Genomic DNA, 21,668 nt, shown 5'->3' on the forward strand with positions numbered 1-21,668 from the left:
GGGTTCGGGCCGCGGTTTGTAGTCTTCGATTCACGAATGAGACCCATGGTTCAAAGCGCCGTCCCGTCGATCGGGCCCTCGCTCGGGTCTTCAGCGCCAGGCTTCGGCACCGACGGCATTCGGGGCCGTGCAGGTTCGGAGCTGTCGCCGGCTCTTTGCTTACAGGTCGGGTACTGGATCGGTCGCGTGCTCAAGGCAGACGGCCCCGTACTGATCGGGATGGATTCCCGCAGCAGCGGCAGCATGCTGGTGGCGGCGTTGACGGCGGGACTGACGGCGGCGGGGCGGGATGTCTGGGACCTTGGGCTCTGTGCCACACCAGCGGTTCCCCTGTTGACCCGTGAGGTGGGTGCGGCAGGTGGCCTGATGGTGTCGGCGAGCCATAACCCTCCCGCCGACAACGGCATCAAGGTGTTCGGCGCCGATGGCACGAAGCTGAGCTCTGAGCGTCAGGCGAGGGTGGAAGCCGGTCTGCGGGGGGACGTCGAGGACGAAGGCCCAAGCCGCTGCGGTCGCTCGGTTCAGCGGCAGGATCTGTTGACGACCTATCAGGACAAGCTGCTGCGTTCGGTGGGGGGGCGGCGGCTGAACGGCGTCCCGATCGTGCTGGATCTCTGCTGGGGATCGGCCACAGCCTGCGCAGCTGAGGTGTTTCAGTCCCTCGGCGCTGACCTGACCGTGCTGCATGGCCAGCCGGATGGGGAACGGATCAATGTGGCCTGTGGGTCAACCCAACTGGACCCTCTTCGCCAGGCGGTGGTGGCCCAGGGGGCTGTCATGGGCTTCGCCTTCGACGGCGACGCGGACCGGATGCTGGCGGTGGATGCCCAGGGTCGGGTGGTGGATGGCGATCACGTGCTTTATCTCTGGGGATCGGTACTCCAGGACCAAAAGGCCTTGCCGGGCGATCGTCTGGTCGCCACCGTGATGTCCAACCTCGGATTTGAAAGGGCCTGGGAGCGTCGCGGCGGTGTGCTGGAGCGCACGCCCGTTGGCGACCAGCATGTCCATGCCGCGATGGTGTCCAGTGGCGCCGCCCTGGGTGGTGAGCAGTCCGGTCACATCCTCGCTGCCTCCCATGGGCTCTGCGGGGATGGGGTGCTGACGGCGCTGCAACTGGCGACGCTGTGTCATGCCCAGGACATCGCCTTGAGCGACTGGCTGGATCGCAGTTTCCAGCCTTACCCCCAGAAGCTGGTGAATGTGACGGTTCAGGACCGCGCCCGCCGCAAGGGATGGTCCAGCTGCATGCCGCTTCAAGAGGGGGTGCTCCAGGCGGAAGCGAGCATGGGGGACGCCGGGCGGGTGTTGGTGCGCGCCAGTGGCACCGAGCCGGTGCTGCGGGTGATGGTGGAAGCGGAGGAGCAGTCGTTGGTGGACCGCTGGACCCAGCACCTGGCGGCCTTGGCCGATGAGCACCTCAACGCGGCCTGAGCACCAGCTCTCGGGCCATGGTGAGTGCGCCCCAGCAGGCATCCGACGCAGAGGGTGCCCAGCGTGCACCGGGGATCTCAGCGACGATTCCCTCCTCAACCGCCCGTTGAACACTGCCCTGGTGCAGCAGCACGCTGCCGAGCCCCGTTACCGCCGGCTGCTGCAGGGCGAGTTCCCGAGCCACCGTGGCGGAGCAGCACACCAGAGCTGCAGCCGAATGCTGGACGATCATCTGTGCTGCCGGAAGGCCGGCGTCAGCGGCTTCCACCAGCAGCGGCGCCAGGGCGGCCAGGTCTGCGGCAGCGCGAGACGGGTGCACCACCCAGGCTTTGACATCGGCATGGCTGCGGCAATCCAGTTGCTCCCACATCCGCTGGCGCAGGGGGTGGTCCGGCAGCCTCCCATCCGCCATTTGCAGGGTCAGTTGCAAACCCTGATGACCCAGATCAAAGGCTGAACCAGCGCCATCGAGCATCCAGCCCCACCCGCCGCAGCGGTGTTCCCGCCCATGGCGGTCCCGGCCGATGCAGATCATGCCGGTGCCGCTGATCAGAATGATTCCGTCACCATCGGGAAACGCTCCCCGCAGAGCGGTGCGTTCGTCGCCGGTGGCCAGGGTTTGGCTCCGGGGGAGAGACAAGGCGTCCGCCAGTAACGCTGTGGCTCTCGGCTGCAGGGGAGTGCCCTGCTCAATGCCGCTGGCACCGATCACGGCAGCATCCAGCCTCAGGTCCGCCTGCCCTTCAAGGGCAGTCTTCAGGCTGATGAGCACGGCCTGGCGGAACCGTTCGTCACCGCCGGCGGCATCGAGGTGAGAAACGCCAGGCCCCAGTCCTTCCCCAAGGGTCTGCCAATGATCCCCCCCCCAGCGGCAGACCCGGCAGCGGGTCTTGGTCTGGCCGGCATCGAATCCTGCGAGCTGCATCACTTTCGCAGCCAGCTGACGCTGAGGCTGGCAAGAGCAAACCAGCCGATCAGCTGCACCTCCGGTCGGAAGAAGATCGTGTCGGTGATGCCCTGGGTGAGCAGTCCGGCAATGGCGGCGAGGCTGCCGATGGCGATCAACCCCTGCGGCCCGTGGATGCGGAGTCCGCGCTGGATGCTGCTCAGCAGCAGTCCCAGGCAGGCCAGCAGCCCTGGAATACCAGTCTCCACCAGGATTTCTAGCGGCACGGAGTAAGCGCTGAGGGCATTGAACTTCGGCTGCTGATAAAGTGGGTAGATGCTGTTGAAGGCGGTGTTGCCGGGCCCGATCCCCAGCCAGGGACGGTCTTGAACCATGTCGAGCGCCGCCAGCCACACATTGATGCGGAAGTTGTTGGAGCTGTCACCGCGACCGGCCAGCAGGCTCATTGCCCGGGTGCGGATCGGTTCCAGCTGAGTGATCGCCAATGCCAGAACGATGCCTCCAACCACCAGGGCGCCAAGGGGCAGCAGGCGTCGCCACAGGGGAGGCCAGTGGGCTGTGCCGCGGAGCAGCAGCAGCAGTCCCGCCAGGGCCAAGGCCACCAGGAGACCCAGCCAGCCGCCGCGGCTGTAGGTGAACAGCGTGGCGGCCCCCGCCAGCAGGGCTGTCGCCGCAGCGACCAGCCGGTAACTCAGCCGCCTCCAGCGCAACGCGGCAATGCACGCCAACGGCACCAGGGGCAGGAGGTAGCCCGCCAGGAGATTGGGATTCCCCAGCGGCCCGTAAATGCGAATCGTGCCGGCACTCACGGAGTTGGGATCGGCCCAGCCGGCGAGCTCTTCGGTGGAGGCATACAGCTGCCGCAGCGCCAGGACACTGCTCAAAAGACCCCCTCCCAACAGGGCGGCCAGCAGTCGGTCCCACCAGATGATCTGCCGTTCCAGCAGCGTGCGCATCAGGGCGAACACCCCCAGGTAACTGGCCAGCTTCAGCAGGCCCTTGGTGGCCGCGATCGGCACAGGCGAGAACCCTGTGCTGACCAAAGCGATGGCGAGGTAAAGCAGCACCCAGCGGCTGATGGCTCCGATCCCTTCAGCGGGGGTGATCAGTGACCAGAGCAGCCAAAGCAGGCCGGCGGCGGCGATTTCCAGCCCCAGGCCACTGCGGGTCACGAAGGGCAGGCTGGCCAGCAGCAGCGTCAGCACCACCCCCGAGAGCCGCTCCAACCGCTGCTGCACGGCCGCCGTCGCCGTCAGGCATCCCCGCCAGCGCAGGAGCAGTGAGCTGGACGGGTGATCAGTGGCATCGGCCATCGCTAGGCGTCAGTGAAGACCGTCTCAGCGGGATTATCGAGCTCCTGCCAGCGGTTTTCCAGTGCCTCCGCATCGGGGAGTGGATGTGCGTTGCGCTGGTAGAGCACCCGATACACGGGAAGATTTTTATCGAGGACGTACTGCTCCCGTTCCGTGGGGACGGCCAGGGGGTTGTCATCCCGCCAGGGTCTCGCATCCGATTCAGGACGGTTGAAACAACCGCTCAGTTCCGTGAGGGCCACCATCGGTTCGATCACCGCCAGCACATCGCTCTGCAGAAACAGCTCTCGCCCGGGCTGAAGGGCCGCCGCGATGGCCAGCAGCAGAGCGGGCTGCAGAACACGCCGCTTGCGATGCCGGCGTTTGAACCACGGGTCGGGAAATTGCACGGAAACCCGCTGCAACCTGTCGTCCGGCAGCGCGGCAAGCCAACTTTCCAGGCTGATGTTGGCATTGCAGAACAGCACACGCACATTGCCGTTGCCACTGGCGACGGCATCGCGGTCGGCGGAGGTCACCAGGGGGCGTCGAATCTCCACGCCCAGATGGTTCCAGGCCGGGTTCAGTTCAGCGAGTCCCAGGATGCAGCGTCCACGGGCACAACCGATATCGAGATGAATCGGTTGGTCGGGGTGGACGAACAGCTCTGCGGGAGACGGCAGCTGCAGCGGCAGCTGGAAGAAGCGGCTGAGGGGATTGACGTGCTGGCGCAACGCTCAATCGGCATTGGAGGGAGGATCCTGCCTCAGCAGCCCCCAGCAGGCGGTGTAGCCGTGAAGATGCGTGGATCCGGCGACCGGGCCGATTTCACCATTGCAGAAGGCACCGGCCATCGGCAGGTTCGGCATCACCGATCTGGCCAGGGTCACATCGCCATCCGGCTGGCCGAACAATCCCTGGCCACGCCCCAGGCAGGCCATCAGCAGACCGAACACGGGAGCGGATTCTGTGCCCTCGATCGATGAGCGCAGCAGGTGGAGCGCTTCATGGCGGGAGGCGTCAGCTTCCCGCAGCTGGAACTGAACATTCATCCCGGGACGCACCCGGTCGGCAACGGCCACGGCACCGTTGTTGGGATCCACCCCGATCAGATTGCGCACCAGGAAGGCGCCACCATCACCTTCAAGACTGTTGGGGGTGAGCTGCAGGTTTCGGCGTTCGATGCCGAGAAAGAGGGAATGACGGACTTGCTCCCGTTCCACCTCGGTCAGGTCCGCCAGGATCCGCTGCAGGCAGGCCACCGGGGTGTCGCGACGTTCCCCGTCACTCAGTTCAAGCACCACGTTGCGCTGAACCTGCTCGATTGAAAACACCGGCCCGATCGGACGGCATCCTTGAGCCACCACGCTGTCCAGGCGCCAATCGCCGCCGATGGAGCAGATCACCGCGCCGGTCACCACGCGGTCATCGAACAGCAGTGAGCCGTGGGGTGCATTGTGCGTGCAGGCAATTCCGCCGATTTTCTCAGCGGCTGGAAAGGCATAGTCCATGCCGCTGATCAGATCGTTGATGTTGCTGCTGGTGGGATCGATGAGCAGGATCTGGCTGCGGCACTGGTCTGGATTGAGGCCACTCCAGTCCTGCCATCGCTGAGCAGAACCGTCGAGATCCGGCAGCTTCGCCGTAGAGAGAGCCACGGTTTCGATGTCGGCACCGGGCAGATTCAGCAGGGTCACGCTGAGGGACGGCGCCTGCTCGATTTCGGCGGCACTGCCATCGGCGCGGGTACCAACAACACCTCCTCCGGCGGCTCCAAGCCAGTGCCTGGACCTCAACTCCCGGCGCAGGAGCGGCAACAGTCGGGGCAGGTCGCTGGCGTACCCCGTCGAGGCGAACACCAAGGCCAGATCCGCTTCCCCCCGTCGACCCAGCTGGCTGACGACGTCGCGAACCGCTTCCTCCATCGAGGGACGAGTGGAGAGGGCCGACCGACAACTGGGCGATGAGGTCGCAGAGCGAATCCAGTCGAGGGGAGAGAAAGGGGCCATGAATCGGACCTTATCAATCCCGGCAGCACTGTGCGGGACATCGATAATGGCGCCACTTCAGGTTGCCGTTGTGAACGAGCTTTCCTATCGGGTGCTGGTATGGCTCACCTATCGGCTGGCGGCCACGGTGGCTCTGGGACTGCCGTTGGTGCTGCTGGTCTGGTCGGCCTGGCGGCGTGAGCCTGTGGTGCAGCGCCTGCTTGGTCTGTACTGGAAAGTGGCCAGCCTGATGGTGATCAGCCTGCTGTTGCTCACCGACGAGCGTCCCTTGGGCTACCTCACCGCTGTCCTGGCGCCCGTTCTGATGGTGGTGAGTGTCTGGTTCTGGGTGGATCTCAACGAGGAACTGGCGGACCAGCCCACCTGGCGTGCGTTGCCGCTGACCGTACGTCTCTGGCGCTGGGCCCTCAGCGGATTTGGTGTGATCAGCCTGGTGATGACCACCACGGGGCTGCGCTGCATGGAGTCCCAGGCCAGCCCCGATTGTTCCGCCTGGCTTGAGGCCCCACAGGGCATTCATCAGGTGGTGGAAACCGTGTTTGATTTCGTCTTCGGAGGTCAGTGGAGCGAGGCTGTTGCCGCTTTCGTGGGCTACGTGGCTTTGGTGGCTTATCTCGCCGGACTGCTCCAGTGGCTGCTGGTGCGTCTGCCCCGCTACGGCCGTGTCGCTGGTGAGTTCTGATGTCCGATGTTGAACTGGTTCAGCAGCTTGAGGAGCGCAGCCGCCAGGAGCCCGAACGGGTTGTTCGGCTCATGGGCACGGTTGAAGGAGAGCCATTTGAACTGCTGATTTTTCGCGGCTTCAGCAGCAGCACCACCCATCCCACTGCCTTCGATCCGGACGCGTCGGTGCTGCCAGCGGGAACGCAGCTCGAGCAGGCGGAAGTGCTCCAGGGTCCGCTCAACCCCACTGAGAGTGTGTTGCTGATCGGACCGATGCCACCCGACGACCTGCTGGCTCAGGCCAACTGGTGAGTCCGGCGTCCCAGAACGCCAACACAGCGTCCGCAGATGTGGGGATGCTCCGGGTGCTGACCAACATCCCCCTCGTAGTGCCAGCAGCGCTCGCATTTGGTCCCCCGCGCTCGGCTCACCTCGATCGATGCCAGCTCGTCGTCGTGACTGGCGAGCACTTCCGCCCAGGGTTCACCGCCCAGCTGCAGCTGGGACACCAGAAGCCAATCCCGCAGGCCATCCACCTCAGGATCAGCGTTGTCGCTGAGCCAGGACAGGGCAGCTTGCATCTCGGGACTGCGGGCTTCGATCCGTACGGCCGCCTCCAATGAGGCGCCAAGTTCCTGCCGGCCGCGGCAATCCTCCAGCACCTTGTTCACCGCCGCCCGCAGGTCGCGGAGTTGCTGCACGGGTGCTGTGAGCGTGTCGTTGCGCCACTCGGTCGGAGCGGAGGGCCATCCGCGCTGGAACACCGAGGTTTCCTGGACTCGGTAAGGAAGGTTCTGCCAGATGTCTTCGGCCATGTGACACAGCACCGGAGCGATGAAGCCGGCCAACCGTTCGATGATCAAGGCCATCACGGTCTGACAGCTGCGCCGGCGCTTGTCCTGGGGGGCGCTCACATACAAACGGTCTTTGGCGATGTCGAGGTAGAAGTTGGAAAGGTCGGTGACGCAGAAGTTCTGCAGCAGCTGGAAGAAGCGGAAAAATTCGTAGCCCTCGAAGGCCTCTGTGATCTCATCCATCACCTCAGCGGTGCGCTGCAGCATCCAGCGGTCGAGCAGCGGCAGGTCCGCCACGGCAATCCCGTCGGTCTCTGGGTTGAAGTCGTGCAGATTGCCGAGCAGATAACGGCTGGTGTTGCGCACCTTGCGGTAGACATCGGCCAGTTGCCGCAAGATGCCGGCCCCGATCGGCACATCGGCGGAGTAGTCCACCGAGCTCACCCAGAGCCGCAGCACATCAGCGCCGTAGGGCGGTTCCTGCTTCTGGTTCTTACCGCCCTCGATGATCACCATCGGATCAACGACATTGCCGAGGGATTTGCTCATCTTTCGCCCCTTCTCGTCCAGGGCGAAGCCATGGGTGAGCACCCGCTTGTAGGGAGCGTGGCCATTCACGGCAACAGAGGTGAGCAGGGAACTCTGGAACCAGCCGCGGTGCTGGTCGGACCCTTCCAGATACAGGTCAGCGGGATAGCTGAGCGTCTCGCGTTGGCTTGAGACAGCAGCCCAGCTGGAGCCTGAGTCGAACCAAACATCCATCGTGTCGGTGCCTTTATGCCACTGGTCGGCCTGGTCGGCGTAGGCGGCAGGTAGCAGCTCGGCTTCGTCTTTCTCCCACCAGACGTCAGCGCCGTGTTCGGCGATGAGCGACTCGATGTGGCTCAGGGTGTCGGCGTTGAGCAGCACCTCGCCGTTGCTGCGGTTGTAGAAGACCGGGATCGGTACGCCCCAGGTGCGCTGACGGGAGATGCACCAGTCGCCCCGCTCCTTCACCATCGATTCGATCCGGTTGCGACCCGATGCTGGGGTCCACTGCACGGCGGCGATCGCATCCAGGGCCTTTTGGCGGAACCCTTCCACGGAGGCGAACCACTGTTCCGTGGCCCGGAAGATGGTGGGTTTCTTGGTGCGCCAGTCGTAGGGGTAGCGGTGGCCATAGGCCTCCTGCTTGAGCAGGGCCCCAGCCGACTCCAGAGCTTCGATGATCTTGGGGTTGGCGTCCTTGAGCACATTCAGGCCCGCGAACGGCCCGGCTTCATCGGTGAGGGTGCCGCCTTCGTCGACAGGGCAGAGCACCGGCAGGCCGTTCTTCTGGCCGGTGTGGAAGTCGTCGACGCCGTGACCAGGCGCGGTGTGAACGAGGCCTGTGCCCGATTCGGTGGTGATGTACTCCCCGCCGATCACCACCGGGCTGGTGCGGTCCAGCAGGGGATGCCGGTAGATGAGACCGGCAAGCAGGGCACCTTTCACCGTGGCGCGCTGCTTGAGGGGACATTCCAGGGTTTTGGAGAGCGACTCGATCAGGTCAGCTGCCACCAGCAGCAGGCGGCCTGCGCCGTCCTCGGCCAGGGCGTAATCGAGCCGTTCATTCACCGAAACCGCCAGGTTCGCAGGGAGGGTCCAGGGCGTTGTGGTCCAGATCGCGACCTGAAGACCCTCGCCCAGGGCTTTGGGGTCAGAGGGCAGGTCCAGGCCCTCCTGCTTGACTGCATCCCGCAGCGCCGCCGGCAGCTCCACCGCCGGAAAAGCCACATAGACGCTGGGACTGGTGTGACCGTCGGGATATTCCAGTTCGGCTTCTGCCAGGGCTGTGCGGGAGCTCGGGCTCCAGTGCACCGGTTTCAGGCCGCGGTAGATGTGCCCCTTGAGCACCATCTCGCCGAAGACGCGAATCTGAGCTGATTCGTATTCCTTCTGCAGGGTCAGATACGGCTGCTCCCAGTCAGCCCAGATCCCCCAGCGCTGGAAACCTTTCATCTGGCCATCCACCTGCTTGCGGGCATAGGCGGCGGCTTTTTTGCGCAGCTTGATCGGGGTCAGCGCCTGGCGCTGCTCCGGGTCCATCGACTGCAGCACCTTCAGCTCGATCGGCAGGCCATGGCAGTCCCAGCCCGGCACGTAGCGCACCTGGCGGCCCTGCATCACCTGGTACTTGTTGATGACGTCCTTGAGCACCTTGTTCAGGGCGTGACCCATGTGCAGGGCGCCATTGGCGTAAGGAGGCCCGTCGTGCAGCGTGAATGTGGGGCCACTGTTCTGCAGCCCCAGCTGCCCATCGATTCCGTTGCTGCTCCAGAAGGCCTGCAGCTCCGGCTCCCGCTTCACCGCATTGGCGCGCATGCCGAAGCCGGTCTGCAGCAGGTTGAGCGTGTCTTTGTAGGAGGGACGGCCCTCAGCGGCGGCGTCGCGCGTCTCCTTGCTCACGGGGTCCCTGCTCTGGCCAGGGGATTATCAGTCTTCGCCCTCGCTTTCGCTGGGTTCCGGGCTGGGCTCGATTGAGGGAGTCGGTTCCGTCGGCTCCTTGTCGTCTGATTCGGGGCGCACCCATTTCTTCCCGGACACGCCTGATTTCCCAGCGGGCTTCAGTTGCTTGGCCATGCCCCCGAGGCCTTCGGAAAGACCTCCGGCGGCGCTGCCGAGCTGGCGCAGACCTGTCAACCAGTGGTCCACCGACCGCAGCCGCGCCTGTTCCTCGTCACTGAGGGCTCGCCAGCGGGCCTGCCCCACTTCCGCACTGAGCCGACTGATCAGGAGTCCGCCACAGAGGACCGCCAGCATCGGAGCTCCCCGTAACCGGTCGCTGCTGGTCACCAGCACCAGACCCAGCAGCAGAACAACAGCTCCCCACACCCCGTCTCGCGGCCGGCTCAGTTCCACCGCCAGCAGGGGCAGCAAAAGCAGGGCGAGACCGAACAGCAGGCAAACGTCGCCGCTCAGGGTCGCAAGCATCGGTGACGCTGAATCATCTGCTCCATTGTGGATCGCTCCGTAAGCTCAGTGCTCAGCCCACCTGGCGGAATTGGTAGACGCGCTGGTTTTAGGTACCAGTGACTACCTTAGTAATTGCAACGTGTTTGAGGCTTTATTCGACACGGTTTGCCAAAATCTTGCCAAATAAGCTGCTTAAGTCCGGCTTGCCAAAGGTGAGATCTGGGAAAACCTAATGTTTTCTCTCTCTCTCGGAAGACCGAGAGGCTTTGAAGGACGAATTTCTGGAGGACTTCTCCATGGGCGTGCCTTTTGGAGCCCCAGACCTTCACTCACCCATCGCTGATTGAAGAATGTTCTTTGCAGCATTCACATCAGCGTTCTCGGTGTGTCCGCATTTCAGGCACTGGAGTTGAGATGATAGGAAGGTATCATGCACCTGGTTCTTTAGAGGGTTGGATAGTCTTAAAGACTGATGATCCCAAAGCAATATATCAACATGCAGCTGAATGGGGTGAATTCTTGAATTGGGAGACCACACCTGTATTTACTGATGAGGAAGCTGGTCAAATAGTCGCCAAAATCAACAATTAGAGAACGATTGACAGTCGATCTACAATAAGGGGAATTAGCTCCTTTTTATTTTTATGGGCACTGATGAAGATGAAAAAGTAATTGTGAATACCAAAGACTTACTTGAACGGGCTCGTGATGGCCTTAAGATCGCCCTTGTTTATGCGGGTGATAAAAATGAGCCCGACGCTGTAATCGAGCGACAAATCAACAGCCGAGATTGGAAAAGTTATCGAGTAGTCGCTGAAAATATCGCTGAGACGCTCGAAGCAGAGGGGTTCTCCGATGTGGTTGTATTGCCCGAGGACCGTCACCTCGGAGACGTAATAAGTAGATCCAATATCGACTTAGTCTGGCTGAATTCTGGTGGGGTCCAAGGAATTAATCCAATGGCGCATGCTCCTGCGCTGTTAGAAATGTTAGGTGTCCCTTACATTGGCCATAACCCACTAGCCGTATCAATTCTCGACAATAAGCACGTGTTTAAGAGTATGTGTATGGCTGCATCCTTGCCAACAGCTCGATCTGTGGTGATCGATCCGAGCTCTGAAGGCTGGAATTTCATTTACTCAGAACACTTCGAGTCAGTATTTTATGGGTTCCCAGGACCGTTTGTGATAAAGCCGGTAAGTGGCCGGGCTTCGAAGAACGTGTATTTCGTTGACTCAAAAAGGGAGGTAAAGCATGCGGTGGAGAAGGTTTGGAACGAAACAAACTACCTCTGCCTTGTAGAGGAATATCTCCCTGGAAGGGAATTCGCGATCTCAATTATGGGGTCGCGTGTGCGTCAAGATGGAGAATTCGTAATCCATGATGGACCCTTCGCGTTCTCCGCCGTCCAGCGCGTTTTTGAGCCTCATGAAAAGATCTTCGCTTCGATGGATGAGAAGCCGATTACCGACGACCGCATTCGGTTACTTGATCTCTCTCGCGAGTCGGGGTTAATCCGTGAGATGGAGCATCTGGCTCGCCAAGTCTTTGCATGGTTCACATTAAGTAGCCTGGTCCGACTCGACTTGCGTGAATCAGGTGATGGAGAGCTTCATCTTTTGGAAGCCAATCCAAAACCTGATTTAAAACGCCCGTCCGAGCACTCAGCCAGTATTACTTGCAGAGGATTAGCTCAGCGGAAAATGTCATACGCGGATTTGATAGTGTCAATTCTCGCTGAACGCTTGACAGTGTTAGCAAAGACCGGAAAAAAAGATTCCGCAATCCTTAAGAAACTGATGGTCACTTCGTAAAAATTTTCGAATTGTACAGAAAAGTTCTTGGCTTGGCCTGTTTCCTGCTTCTGTGTGACCGCAGACGCTGCACCGTTGGCTGGTGTACTTCGGGTCTACCCGCACAATATTCCTGCCGCGTTCTTTGCCCTTCTCTTCAAGCTCCGTATTAGCTGGCCAAGACCTGCATCAGCCATTGAGCGATTGAGCCCACCTTTTGCTGCGGCTTGATTCAGCAGGAACGTGCCAGATCCATCTTCTGCTGGTTTGGGCTTAGGACGGCGGGTCATGCTCGCTAATTTCAGGTCTTTAATCGCGAGTGTTCCGTAGGTCCGCAGCAAATAGGTGCTGGTCTTATGCGCAAACAGCTTGCGGGTGCGGCGGATCTTCTCGTGCAAATTCTGGATCTCTTGGGGATTATGCGAATAGTGCATTTATTAGGCCACTTGCAACTTTTGATGCCTATTTAATTGCCTTCTGAATTAAATTATTGGCTAAGTGTCTAAAGCTCTCGGATGACGATCACTTCATATTCCAATACTGACTATCGGTCAGTCGCCGACTACGAGAGCTACGATCTCCTTCAAGATTACTCGGGCTATGACAATGTTATTGAATATTATATTCAAGGTGTCGCAGAAAATTACTATCCTGAATACGTCAATAATATCCTTGATTTCTCCTCTGAGGAAAAGAAGTATATTCGCTTTGCGATGGGCGATTTCAGTCGATTGACTGGCGCCCAGTTTGTTGAGACAAATGATTTTGATTCAGCAGTTATCAACTTAATTAAGATCGATAGTTATAACGATGGTGATTATGTAGGTCTGAACTCACCAGAGGACGGATGGATCGACATCTCTTGGGTGAATTCTGGTGGAGATAAAATGACTGAATATGAAAAGTGGCTGATATGGCATGAAGTTGGACATTCAACAGGCATAATGCATCCCAACAATGATGACAGCCACTCGGATCAATACTTTACCAATAAGATCTCAGTGATGTCGGACAATGAGACTAATTTCTACCCAACAAGTTTAAGAGATCTTGATATTCAGGCGATGCGTAACGTCTGGGGGCAAACATCCTCTCCCGCCTTTATTCGAAGCGATGATCCGACTTTGCCAACATTGTCAACCATTGAATCTGAAGGTAATACTGAGCTTCTGAAGGACTCTTCAGGCAATGCCTATGTACGCCAAGATGGCTATGAAAATCTGCTCACTCTTAGAGACTATGATGGTGTTCAGTATAAAATTGATGGGACGACAAACCAAGCCGCTGGTGAGCGGGAAATATTAGCAGCTGAACGTATCGATGGTATAGATCAAGTTCTGTGGGGCTATTTCGGCGGTGAATCTACGCCAAGCGAATACCGTGTTTACGAAAATGATTTGTGGGGAGAGCCTGATACTGACTACTATTGGTATGAAACAGGTGAATCCGATATTTACGAAATTGGTACACCAGGTTTTGATCAAATAGCCACGTCATTTGGTATTGAGGCTCCTTCTGCGCCAACACCAACACCAACTCCAACTCCAACACCTGAAACTAGTTCGGATATAGATGTTCCTGTCAATAAAAAATGGTCTAAATACTTATGGAAAAAGTCTGGAAAGGATGGAATTATTGATTACTATGCTGACAAGAAAGGAAAGTTAGATAAAAAACAAAATACAAAAATTGCCAAGAAAACTCTTTCATTTGTTGATGACATGCTTGATGAAACCGAGTCAATCTTGGGACTAGAATTCAATAAAGTAAAGAAAAGTAAGCAGGCTGACATTGTCTTCCAAGCCAAGTCAAAAAGCAAAGACGCGACAACTTATAAGACTAAATATGGCATGGAAGTCTCATTTTCTAAGACTCAAAAGAAGCCTACGCAGTACGACATGCAAGACATTAATTATCTCACCGGATACGCTCTTGGCCTCAAGGATTTGAAGGGAAATTCTTACGATGCCGCCGACTCAGTCATGGCAGCTAACTATAGTGATGAATATCTAGGATGGTCCAATAATGATATAAAAGCTCTTCAGTCCATATGGTGATTGCGCTGTATTTGCTGCATATTTATAGACGTTGAACTCATTGATGCTTGCCCAAGGTGAGAGCCTAAACATGCTTTAAGGCAAGTAATATCTATTCTGAAATCTCCCAGTACGACAGCAGAAAGTCATATCTTGCGAGTATTGATATTTCCAGTTTTGGGTAAATGTGTTGGCGCCTAAGGGCGAATGCCTGGACGAGCTCCCCCCGGAGTAAGGGGGGGGGGCTAAAGGATCTTCAGCACGCCGCCACCTCCTGTTCAGAAATGATCCGACGGATCGTTGAGAGCGCCAGTCCCGTCTGCTCTCGAATGGAGCGATAGGAGCACCCCTCGTCCCTTAAGCGCAGAACCAGGCGTTCTTTTGCCTGATTGGTTTTGGGGCGACCGCCAATAGATCCGCCAGTCGCCTTTCGGTGCTGGATGCTCTCCATCACGCGATCCCTGGTCATCTCGCGTTCCACCTCATTCAGTCCAGTCAGCAGACCAATGAGGACGGGTGCCATCTTTCCCATCGCCTTGGTGTTTACCAATCCATCCAGAGTTCGGACGTGAATGCCTTCCTCCTGCAAGTCGTGAAGACGGTTGATCACCTCACGCTGTGTCCTTCCAAGGCGTGAAAGAGCGGTAATGACGAGTTCGTCTCCTTCCACGACTGCATTGAGTGCTGCCTGCAGTTGGTGGCGGTCTTTCTCTGCTGTGCGGGTGCTAACGATCTCCTGGAAGACCACAGCGCACCCTGCATCCTTCAACGCCTTGACCTGAACCTCCAGACCGGCCGCTTGCTTGGTGTCGCCACCGCCGCTGGTTCTTGCATAACCAATGCTTCGGGAGGTCACTGTTCCAAAAAGGGTTGTTCCAGAAACAATAGCAACAAAACACTGTTAATGGAACACTCATATCCCAGTGGCAGCAGTTTTTTGTGAGTGTTCTTGTTTCCGATCGGTTGTTGGAACACTCCTGAACTAGCGCCAAAGCTGATGAAGCATTCGACCACCGACAGATGGCGGAGGCATTCCGCAAACGCATCAAGGTCTTTCCTGGCGCCTACATCAACCTCAGGTGCACCACTCCGCGCCACCTCGAGCCCGATGTGTCCTGAGACGAGCAGATCAGTAACGGCACGAACAGTAACTGTGTCAATTAGCAGATTGTCACCTAGCTTTTAAAATGCTGTTCACTTCTCAAGAGCGGGCAGACGCGGGTGCTAATTGAGCCACTGCGACGGGATCTCTGGCCCAATTGAGTATGGGAAGCCGTGCCTCTTCGCCCACATCGAGAAGGTGGTGGAGCTGTTCTTGGCGATGGGTCGGTCGTTATAAAACAAGAAGCGCAGATCTAAGTCCTCGTTCTGCTCAGATGCCTTTTGATATTTGGCTCTATCTTCTGCACTCATCGAGCCACCTTTGCACTCAACATAGAAGTCTTGACCTTCAACTCTGAAGTCTGGCGTGTAGTGATGGTGGCTGACATAGTGAGTTCTTTTTGGCTCGTAATCGAAACAATGCCCATTCTCGACCAGGTTCTCTGCAACCAGATATTCGAACTTGCTTCTAAAGCCGTTCCAAGCTTGTAAAGATGACACTGTAACTGCGCTTGACTAAGTTAAATATAGCGCAAGAATGCAGTCACAGGAACGGATAAAAGGCGAGCAGGAAGTCTATCTAGACCAGTAATAAGGCAGAAAGAGCTTGTTTGTATGTATTTTTAATTGCACGTAGGCATTTGACTGCATGTAGCTTAGAGCAGAGTTAAAGCAACTCATACGAAGGAGAGACCTCAAATATCTCAATCTCAACCTCAACCTTTTTTCGTGTATGGATATTTTCATGCCTGTGGCACTGATTTAACGCTCCAATCAGGTTCTTTTCCCCCTTTCCTCTCTTTAACTTCTTTTACTTAAAAAGGTTGATCAGGTTAAGACAGATGGGCTGAAGTGCTGTCATGCCAATGGATCAAGAGCATCTCAACCTAGTGTCTCAACCTCGCCTCAACCTCAACTAAAAAGGCATCAAACGGGTCCAACGGTGGAAGGGAAGCATCTCAACCTTCAGCAATCACGCAGGTTGAGATGGAGGTTAAGCAGGAGGTTAAGAGCGGCATTCATTCTGATTGGTGCCAGTAATAACCACGAACGCCATTGATTGTCTTCTGCTGGTCATCTTTGCGGAAACCCTTTGCTTGCAACAAGGCGGCCATACGCATTTCTTCCCTTCGTCCTAGCTTCTCTTCCCAGCCGTCAAACCCGACGCCCCTCAATGCATCCAGGGTAGTGAAATATTCATGAGGTTCCTTATCAATAACACCATATTCATTCATACCTAACAACCATTTATCGAGCCATTTATCGAGCTTCGCACTCCACATATCTTCAGGCAAGTAGCCTTTGTTTTGTTGGTTAGATAGCTCTTGATTCTCTAACGAAAGCATGGGCTTTTCACCAGCACGATAGGCGAGAATTGCAGCCTTCCAGATGCGATCTCTGTCTCGAGCTACAAGTTCAACAGGGATAAATTCTTGTTTCTGGGCCTTCTGCGGAAGCGAGAGTACTTGGAAGCGTCTGTTCCCGCTTGGATCTCTTAAAAAGTCATCTCCATTGACGCTCGAAACCATAATGCTGCGGCGATTATCACGCTCAATGTTTCGTCCATAGGGTTTCTTGATCATGTCCGATGCAGTAGTGATCAGGGCTTTTAATTCGCCCACACCTTTCTTGCTGGTGATGTTTTCAAGCTCTGCAAGTTCAAAGATCCAACAGCTGTGCATATTCATGATCATCTCTTTGTTGTCCTTTGGCGTTGAATCGCAGAACCACAACGGGCTGCACAATATTTTCCAGAATGTAGATTTTCGGATGCCCTGATCACCTTTGAGAACCACAACAGTGTCAAACTGGCATCCAGGCTCAAACCGCCTTGCAACTGCACCCAGTAATGCCACCTTCATCATCTGATCACTCAGATTCGATTCAGTATTTAGGTAATTAGTCGCAATTTTATTTATATCGACAGGCTCTACATCATCTGCTTTCTCCAGATATTGCAAATAATCGAGTACTGGGTCATAGCGATGCTTCTGAGCAACTCTGAGCAGACCATCACACCATGGCTTTTGTTCGAAGTTCCAGCCTTGCTGCTGCATATCTGCATAAGAGACCAGAGTTTCATCTTCTGGAAGTGCAACGCCACCGAACTCATAAACACGCGCCAATTCATTCAGCTTGAGATGGCTGCCTACGTACTTCTCCAGCAGGGTTATGACCGCACCAGCGTTCAACCGTGGAGCAGGTCTCTGTTCACCGTTTTCATCCAGCTCCTGGGGGAACAAACCGACCGTCTTGATTAACCCAGACAGCCCACCACTTTCTGGTGCTGCTATTGCCCTGACTGGTTCGCTGTAGCCGTTTTTCTTGGCCTCCTTGATCAGAGTTCCAATTCCGACGCCTTCACCCGGCGCCTTCTCGCTGAAGCTGTCCCACTTCTGCACAAACTCCGATTCATCGAAGTTGCTCATTGGCCTGCTCCACTCAACCCAGTCATTGAGCAGACCTTCGTCAACGCTGTGCAGCGCCATCCCAACCTTGAGCCAGTTGTCGTAGTCCTCAAAGTCAGCTGGAGAGAGTTACTTCAGAGCAGCAAGCGCCTTTTGTCTGTTGTGTTCTTGTTCTGCGTCTGAAAGATCTTTCTGAGGCTTAGGGCAGTTCTTAGGCAGATAAGAGTCAGTCTCCAAGAGAGCTTCCAACAACCACTCATGAGCTTCTGCAACGTCCACCTCTTGTGGTGAGCAGCCCTTTACCCAGCGGTAGCCACCTGTTTCTGGATGCTTTCCAGCAATGACGCTTTGCAGATTTGATCCTTGAGCGGGAAAGCGGGCCTCAAAAACTATGGATCCGCCTTGCCTCCACTGCCTGTGTCTGAGCTTGTCCCGCCACGCAGATGGAACTGAGAAAGCAATCTGACGCCGGTCTGGTTTTCCGCTGGTCCAAGCGAGGGAGGAAGGTAAATCAGAGGAGGGTCGCCCGAACAGACGCAGGAATTCCTCTTCTGAACCTGGACCGTCAAAGTCAATCGCACCAACCCCTAAAGATCTTTCACCGAGGATCAATCCAACGGCTTTTGGTTGCATCTGTTGAATCTGTTCTGCCGTATATCCCTCGAATCCTTTCCACTTCAGTTCACTGTTGGTTTTGTAGTCCCATGGAACTTTGTTGTCATCGACTGGGAGATAGCGCCATTCTTTTGGACAGGCACTTAGATCTTCATACTGGTTGCTATGACAGGTTTTGTCTGCCTGTTCTGGATATAATGAGGCAGGGGAATCCGCCTGCTGATTAGCTTCAAACATTTTTAATTTAAGCAAGATTACTGGTGCAGCTGTTGACGCAGCTGTGCTTTTTTATTTGTGGAGTTGAAGGGGCAAGTGTTCAATTGCGATCTGACGAACCAGTCCGCTCAACGTTGTTTCGCGCGATTGAGCTCTGCGGTGTAGCTCATCACGAAATTGTCTTGAACAGCGGATTTTGATGTCAGATTCCTGCAAACAGGAGATGTATCCAGGTGCCATGAATAATCGTTTCATTCATATCTTCAACGTACCGCACAAATTCCCTATCTGTTTGAGTTTCTTGCTCATAATGAACCTCCACAATTCAGCTTGTACGACTCAAAATCTTTCACGGCCTTTGCCGCGTGATAGTGCCTACGCACTCCCGATTTTGTTGGTTTCTCCCTGATGGATTCTGCTTTAAAGACTCCCATCTTCGCTAGTCGGCAGATGTGATCAGGGTGTTTCCCAACCAGCTGCCCAAACTCTTTTGGAGATAGCCATTTAGTGGGAGAAGGGTATGTAATCGCCCGCCTAATCTCCTCAAGCTTTTTGGACTGTTCTTTCATATGGCTTTCTATCGAAGCCAGTGTCAAGTGAAATCCTTGACTGGATGTAGAGGGATTGTGCATCCGTCGATATTTGTACTGAACCCTTCTTATCGGATGAAATCGTCTTCTGTTTGAGTTTTTCTAGGTTTTTGTGGCTGTGATGTTCTGCTCAGCTTTAGCGGTATAGAGCAAAAGCTAAAACTATGCCAGTTTTAACCAGTTATAATTGTCAAATTCCGTATGCGGTCTAGCTTCTTTGGTCTGAGGCACTGCATAGTGTGCAGGTGATCATGAAGATATTGAAGAAACTCTGGAGAAAATATTCGTACCATGTTGTCAGGAATCTCAGATCAGTCGAGGATTATTAGCTTTGCGAGCACATCCTCTTCTTGCATCGCTGTGATCTCTTGCAAGTAAGTATTTTCGTGCGTCTGCATTGAATGTCCCATAGCTCTGGCGGCTAGATAAGTGTCGAAACGTTTTAGTGCCGCTTGTATTCCCCAGTAATGCCTGACTCCAAGCTTGTTGTACTCAGGCCAAATCTTTCTAGCTGCTTTTGCGGCTTCACTGTCCCTCAGAAATGCTCTCCACCTGTTCTCGAAGCATTTCACTCTTGAACTGCTGCGTTGTGTGTTTTTCAGAGGCTTTAGAGCTTCAGTGTATTCATCAGGAGTTGTCCAGCGAAAGTCTCCAGGTATGTACACATTCGTGAGTTCATAGCGTTCAACCCACTTCATCGAGAGTGCAATGGCGGTTCTTGTGTTTTGAGGTCCACCTTCTCTCTTATCGATCGTTAAGCAGTCCGCAAGCTTCCCTCCCAGCTTTGGAACTAGGGATGCGGTTTCATTTACTCGGCAGCCGTATATCGCATGTGCTGCAGTGCACCAGCCCCATTCAGTTCCTTGAAGTGCGTCTAGGAATGCTTGAAGCTGTTCCAAGCTTTCTGGAACGGCACGTTTTGGTGCTTTGTATTTTGCTTTGATTTCTAGAATTGCGGTTGTGTTTAAAGAGTTGGCCTTCGCGATTTGTAGAGCTGCGGATTTCTCTTTTTTTCTCCTGTTACTTCCTGCGGGCGCTCTCTCAACAAGTGCGACCAAAAGTTCGCTGGTCAAGCTGGCGTTTTCGTAACCCTTCAACAGTCCTCGAACGGTGTAGCCCTTCCGGGTGAATCCATCGTTTGTATTTGGCTTCAGATCGTGGTCGGCTCTCTCGCGCCTCTCCCACTCCGCAATGGCTTCTGAGCCGGTTAAGGGTGTGTTCTGTGCTTTGAGGGCTGTCTGACGTGCTTTAAGGGATGCTTTTGGGTCGCCTCCTGCCTTGATGACGATCCAGGCCTCTCGCGCCAGTTCCTTGGCTTCTTCGATGCCCGCGGAAGTGGCTTTGATCCCTAGCGCTATTCGTTGAGACTTTCTCTCTTGCCCAATAGAAGCCCAGGTTCCTCTTAGATAAAGAGTTCCGGTTTGTTCTGGTCGCTGGATCTTCAGTGGTATGCCGCCCATCGCCAAAAACTCATTGGCTTGCTTGATGGCTGAGTCAATGTTCGTCATCTAACTGCTCGCAGACCGTTGAAATCCTTAAGAACTTGCCTCGTGGGACTTGCCAAAAACTTGCCAAATCCGGGGGTGACATAACCCGATTTATCGGATCACTAGAGGACAGTCAACTCCACCGCCTCGCTTCGCTGAAACCCCAAACAGGCTGGCCTTTCTAAGGTTTAAGTCGTATTCGACTATCATTCAGTTCAAGCCCACCTGGCGGAATTGGTAGACGCGCTGGTTTTAGGTACCAGTGGCCTTGGTCGTGGGGGTTCAAGTCCCCCGGTGGGCATTCCTTTCTCTACCTTGGTTGCGGACTTTTCAGCTTCTGCCCTGATCGCCGGATGACACAGAGCTCTGCTCTCCATCAGCAGCCTCGTCCGGTCCCTACGGGGTATCGATCAGTGCCGCGTGAATTCGTGGATCCACCCGCTGCCTGGAATCCCACCGTTGCGCTGTTCCTCGGTGGATATGTCCTGGCGGGCTTCACGATCTGGGGCTGGTTTCTGGGTGGCCTGCCGCTGCCGTTTCTTCTTTGCACGGGCTTTCTGGCCCTGCATCTGGAAGGAACCGTGATCCATGACGCCTGCCACAACGCGGCGCATCCCAACCGCTGGATCAATCAGGCGATGGGACACGGTTCAGCCCTGCTGCTGGGTTTCAGCTTTCCGGTGTTCACCCGTGTGCACCTGGAGCATCACGCCCATGTGAACGATCCCAAGAACGATCCCGATCACATCGTCAGCACGTTCGGGCCCCTTTGGCTCATCGCGCCGCGCTTTTTCTATCACGAGTGGTTTTTCTTCCAGCGGAGGTTGTGGAAGCGCTGGGAACTCATGCAGTGGGGATTTGAGCGCAGCGTGTTTGTGGTGATTGTCCTGGCTGCCGCACGCTTTGAGTTTCTCCCCTTCATCTTCAATTGCTGGTTTGCCCCGGCTCTGATGGTGGGTGTGACCCTCGGGCTCTTCTTTGATTACCTGCCCCATCGCCCCTTCACATCCAGAAACCGCTGGACTAATGCCCGGATCTATCCGGGGCGTCTGATGAACTGGTTGATCATGGGCCAGAACTATCACCTGGTTCATCACCTGTGGCCATCGATTCCCTGGTTTGAGTACAAGCCTGCCTACGAAGCCACCAAGCCTCTCCTTGATTCGAAGGGATCACCTCAGCGTCTGGGAATCTTCGAGACGCGTCGGGATGGATACAACTTCCTCTACGACATTCTTGTGGGCGTCCGCAGCCACAAACGTCGCCGCGGAAAGATGCGTCGTGCAGCGCGATTCATGCCGATGCGATCTCTTCAACGCCACTGGCTGGGATTTGTTGATCGCATTGCCATCAAAACCGAGCCAAGGCGACCGATCAATCGCTGATTGA

General features: G+C 56.0%; 21 protein-coding genes, 1 tRNA gene and 1 pseudogene. 8 read left to right on the forward strand and 15 right to left on the reverse strand.

Features of this window, described 5'->3' with window-relative positions; genetic code table 11:
• Positions 1–45 precede the first annotated feature (45 nt).
• On the forward strand, positions 46–1,434 hold the full coding sequence (glmM, locus tag SynA1528_RS01545) for a phosphoglucosamine mutase (RefSeq protein WP_186587390.1): 1,389 nt from the start codon (positions 46–48) through the stop codon (positions 1,432–1,434).
• Here glmM and SynA1528_RS01550 read toward each other — a convergent pair.
• The 4 genes from SynA1528_RS01550 to SynA1528_RS01565 are packed head-to-tail and all read right to left on the reverse strand — an operon-like array spanning position 1,421 to position 5,642.
• Positions 1,421–2,359: a BadF/BadG/BcrA/BcrD ATPase family protein gene (locus SynA1528_RS01550; protein ID WP_186587391.1), complete on the reverse strand. Its 939-nt coding sequence runs from the start codon at positions 2,357–2,359 to the stop codon at positions 1,421–1,423. The two genes, glmM and SynA1528_RS01550, sit on opposite strands and share 14 nt — an antisense overlap.
• The gene (locus tag SynA1528_RS01555; RefSeq protein WP_186587392.1) at positions 2,359–3,654 is read right to left on the reverse strand and encodes an IctB family putative bicarbonate transporter; all 1,296 of its coding nucleotides are present in this window, start codon (positions 3,652–3,654) and stop codon (positions 2,359–2,361) included. Before SynA1528_RS01555 ends, SynA1528_RS01550 begins: the two co-directional genes overlap by 1 nt.
• Before the next feature lie 2 nt (positions 3,655–3,656).
• The gene (gene trmB / locus SynA1528_RS01560) at positions 3,657–4,367 is read right to left on the reverse strand and encodes a tRNA (guanosine(46)-N7)-methyltransferase TrmB (protein ID WP_186587393.1); all 711 of its coding nucleotides are present in this window, start codon (positions 4,365–4,367) and stop codon (positions 3,657–3,659) included.
• Between the two features lie 3 nt (positions 4,368–4,370).
• A complete protein-coding gene (locus tag SynA1528_RS01565; RefSeq protein ID WP_186587394.1) occupies positions 4,371–5,642 on the reverse strand; it encodes an FIST signal transduction protein in 1,272 nt (423 codons plus the stop codon).
• Between the two features lie 46 nt (positions 5,643–5,688).
• Between SynA1528_RS01565 and SynA1528_RS01570 the strand changes: the two genes are divergently transcribed.
• Complete coding sequence (locus SynA1528_RS01570) at positions 5,689–6,324, forward strand: DUF3177 family protein (protein ID WP_502707714.1); 636 nt, start codon at positions 5,689–5,691, stop codon at positions 6,322–6,324.
• On the forward strand, positions 6,324–6,617 hold the full coding sequence (locus SynA1528_RS01575) for a DUF7734 family protein (RefSeq protein WP_186587396.1): 294 nt from the start codon (positions 6,324–6,326) through the stop codon (positions 6,615–6,617). The genes SynA1528_RS01570 and SynA1528_RS01575 overlap by 1 nt, the downstream gene beginning before the upstream one ends.
• Here the strand turns inward: SynA1528_RS01575 and ileS are convergent.
• From ileS to SynA1528_RS13320, 3 genes are all read right to left on the reverse strand, one after another.
• Entirely contained in the window at positions 6,602–9,526 is a 2,925-nt protein-coding gene (ileS, locus tag SynA1528_RS01580) for an isoleucine--tRNA ligase (RefSeq protein ID WP_186587397.1), read from the reverse strand. The genes SynA1528_RS01575 and ileS overlap by 16 nt on opposite strands.
• A 27-nt stretch (positions 9,527–9,553) precedes the next feature.
• A complete protein-coding gene (locus tag SynA1528_RS01585; protein ID WP_186587398.1) occupies positions 9,554–10,051 on the reverse strand; it encodes a Ycf66 family protein in 498 nt (165 codons plus the stop codon).
• A gap of 307 nt (positions 10,052–10,358) precedes the next feature.
• Positions 10,359–10,469 (reverse strand): zinc ribbon domain-containing protein, encoded by a 111-nt coding sequence (locus SynA1528_RS13320; protein ID WP_353616625.1) that lies wholly within the window; start codon positions 10,467–10,469, stop codon positions 10,359–10,361.
• On the opposite strand from SynA1528_RS13320, the gene SynA1528_RS01590 reads away from it, so the two are divergent.
• Positions 10,448–10,624, forward strand: coding sequence for a DUF3303 domain-containing protein (locus SynA1528_RS01590; RefSeq protein WP_286187934.1), 177 nt, complete (start codon positions 10,448–10,450; stop codon positions 10,622–10,624). The two genes, SynA1528_RS13320 and SynA1528_RS01590, sit on opposite strands and share 22 nt — an antisense overlap.
• A gap of 53 nt (positions 10,625–10,677) precedes the next feature.
• Positions 10,678–11,847 (forward strand): ATP-grasp domain-containing protein, encoded by a 1,170-nt coding sequence (locus SynA1528_RS01595; RefSeq protein ID WP_186587399.1) that lies wholly within the window; start codon positions 10,678–10,680, stop codon positions 11,845–11,847.
• Here the strand turns inward: SynA1528_RS01595 and SynA1528_RS13325 are convergent.
• Positions 11,788–11,952, reverse strand: coding sequence for a zinc ribbon domain-containing protein (locus SynA1528_RS13325; RefSeq protein ID WP_186587400.1), 165 nt, complete (start codon positions 11,950–11,952; stop codon positions 11,788–11,790). The two genes, SynA1528_RS01595 and SynA1528_RS13325, sit on opposite strands and share 60 nt — an antisense overlap.
• Positions 11,943–12,260 (reverse strand): transposase, encoded by a 318-nt coding sequence (locus tag SynA1528_RS01605; protein WP_186587401.1) that lies wholly within the window; start codon positions 12,258–12,260, stop codon positions 11,943–11,945. Before SynA1528_RS01605 ends, SynA1528_RS13325 begins: the two co-directional genes overlap by 10 nt.
• Before the next feature lie 81 nt (positions 12,261–12,341).
• On the opposite strand from SynA1528_RS01605, the gene SynA1528_RS01610 reads away from it, so the two are divergent.
• Positions 12,342–13,883, forward strand: coding sequence for a zinc metalloprotease (locus SynA1528_RS01610; protein ID WP_186587402.1), 1,542 nt, complete (start codon positions 12,342–12,344; stop codon positions 13,881–13,883).
• A gap of 235 nt (positions 13,884–14,118) precedes the next feature.
• Here SynA1528_RS01610 and SynA1528_RS01615 read toward each other — a convergent pair whose 3' ends face one another.
• The 6 genes and pseudogenes from SynA1528_RS01615 to SynA1528_RS01635 all read right to left on the reverse strand — a co-directional run bounded on the left by SynA1528_RS01615 (position 14,119) and on the right by SynA1528_RS01635 (position 20,300).
• Positions 14,119–14,718, reverse strand: a complete 600-nt coding sequence (locus SynA1528_RS01615) for a recombinase family protein (protein ID WP_186587403.1) — start codon at positions 14,716–14,718, stop codon at positions 14,119–14,121.
• Between the two features lie 368 nt (positions 14,719–15,086).
• Positions 15,087–15,464, reverse strand: coding sequence for a PDDEXK family nuclease (locus SynA1528_RS01620; RefSeq protein ID WP_186587404.1), 378 nt, complete (start codon positions 15,462–15,464; stop codon positions 15,087–15,089).
• Between the two features lie 518 nt (positions 15,465–15,982).
• Positions 15,983–17,020: a VapE domain-containing protein gene (locus SynA1528_RS01625; protein ID WP_286187935.1), complete on the reverse strand. Its 1,038-nt coding sequence runs from the start codon at positions 17,018–17,020 to the stop codon at positions 15,983–15,985.
• Positions 17,021–17,302: 282 nt separating this feature from the next.
• Positions 17,303–17,485: pseudogene (locus SynA1528_RS13175) on the reverse strand (PriCT-2 domain-containing protein); the annotation flags it as partial.
• A gap of 15 nt (positions 17,486–17,500) precedes the next feature.
• Entirely contained in the window at positions 17,501–18,238 is a 738-nt protein-coding gene (locus SynA1528_RS01630; RefSeq protein WP_186587406.1) for a bifunctional DNA primase/polymerase, read from the reverse strand.
• Between the two features lie 865 nt (positions 18,239–19,103).
• The gene (locus tag SynA1528_RS01635; protein ID WP_186587407.1) at positions 19,104–20,300 is read right to left on the reverse strand and encodes a site-specific integrase; all 1,197 of its coding nucleotides are present in this window, start codon (positions 20,298–20,300) and stop codon (positions 19,104–19,106) included.
• Between the two features lie 198 nt (positions 20,301–20,498).
• On the opposite strand from SynA1528_RS01635, the gene SynA1528_RS01640 reads away from it, so the two are divergent.
• Both SynA1528_RS01640 and crtR read left to right on the forward strand, forming a co-directional pair.
• Positions 20,499–20,580 (forward strand) — tRNA-Leu (locus SynA1528_RS01640).
• A gap of 52 nt (positions 20,581–20,632) precedes the next feature.
• Positions 20,633–21,664, forward strand: a complete 1,032-nt coding sequence (crtR, locus tag SynA1528_RS01645; protein WP_186587408.1) for a beta-carotene hydroxylase — start codon at positions 20,633–20,635, stop codon at positions 21,662–21,664.
• Positions 21,665–21,668 lie beyond the last annotated feature (4 nt).

It is taken from the genome of Synechococcus sp. A15-28, from assembly GCF_014280175.1.
Taxonomy (GTDB): domain Bacteria; phylum Cyanobacteriota; class Cyanobacteriia; order PCC-6307; family Cyanobiaceae; genus Parasynechococcus.

Coding starts and splice junctions, on each gene's coding strand:
- glmM (WP_186587390.1), top strand. CDS start 46: ATGGTTCAAAGCGCCGTCCCGTCGATCGGGCCCTCGCTCGGGTCTTCA.
- SynA1528_RS01550 (WP_186587391.1), bottom strand. CDS start 2,359: ATGCAGCTCGCAGGATTCGATGCCGGCCAGACCAAGACCCGCTGCCGG.
- SynA1528_RS01555 (WP_186587392.1), bottom strand. CDS start 3,654: ATGGCCGATGCCACTGATCACCCGTCCAGCTCACTGCTCCTGCGCTGG.
- SynA1528_RS01565 (WP_186587394.1), bottom strand. CDS start 5,642: ATGGCCCCTTTCTCTCCCCTCGACTGGATTCGCTCTGCGACCTCATCG.
- SynA1528_RS01570 (WP_502707714.1), top strand. CDS start 5,689: ATGGCGCCACTTCAGGTTGCCGTTGTGAACGAGCTTTCCTATCGGGTG.
- SynA1528_RS01575 (WP_186587396.1), top strand. CDS start 6,324: ATGTCCGATGTTGAACTGGTTCAGCAGCTTGAGGAGCGCAGCCGCCAG.
- SynA1528_RS01585 (WP_186587398.1), bottom strand. CDS start 10,051: ATGCTTGCGACCCTGAGCGGCGACGTTTGCCTGCTGTTCGGTCTCGCC.
- SynA1528_RS01590 (WP_286187934.1), top strand. CDS start 10,448: ATGATAGGAAGGTATCATGCACCTGGTTCTTTAGAGGGTTGGATAGTC.
- SynA1528_RS01595 (WP_186587399.1), top strand. CDS start 10,678: ATGGGCACTGATGAAGATGAAAAAGTAATTGTGAATACCAAAGACTTA.
- SynA1528_RS01605 (WP_186587401.1), bottom strand. CDS start 12,260: ATGCACTATTCGCATAATCCCCAAGAGATCCAGAATTTGCACGAGAAG.
- SynA1528_RS01610 (WP_186587402.1), top strand. CDS start 12,342: ATGACGATCACTTCATATTCCAATACTGACTATCGGTCAGTCGCCGAC.
- SynA1528_RS01625 (WP_286187935.1), bottom strand. CDS start 17,020: ATGCAGCAGCAAGGCTGGAACTTCGAACAAAAGCCATGGTGTGATGGT.
- SynA1528_RS01635 (WP_186587407.1), bottom strand. CDS start 20,300: ATGACGAACATTGACTCAGCCATCAAGCAAGCCAATGAGTTTTTGGCG.
- crtR (WP_186587408.1), top strand. CDS start 20,633: ATGACACAGAGCTCTGCTCTCCATCAGCAGCCTCGTCCGGTCCCTACG.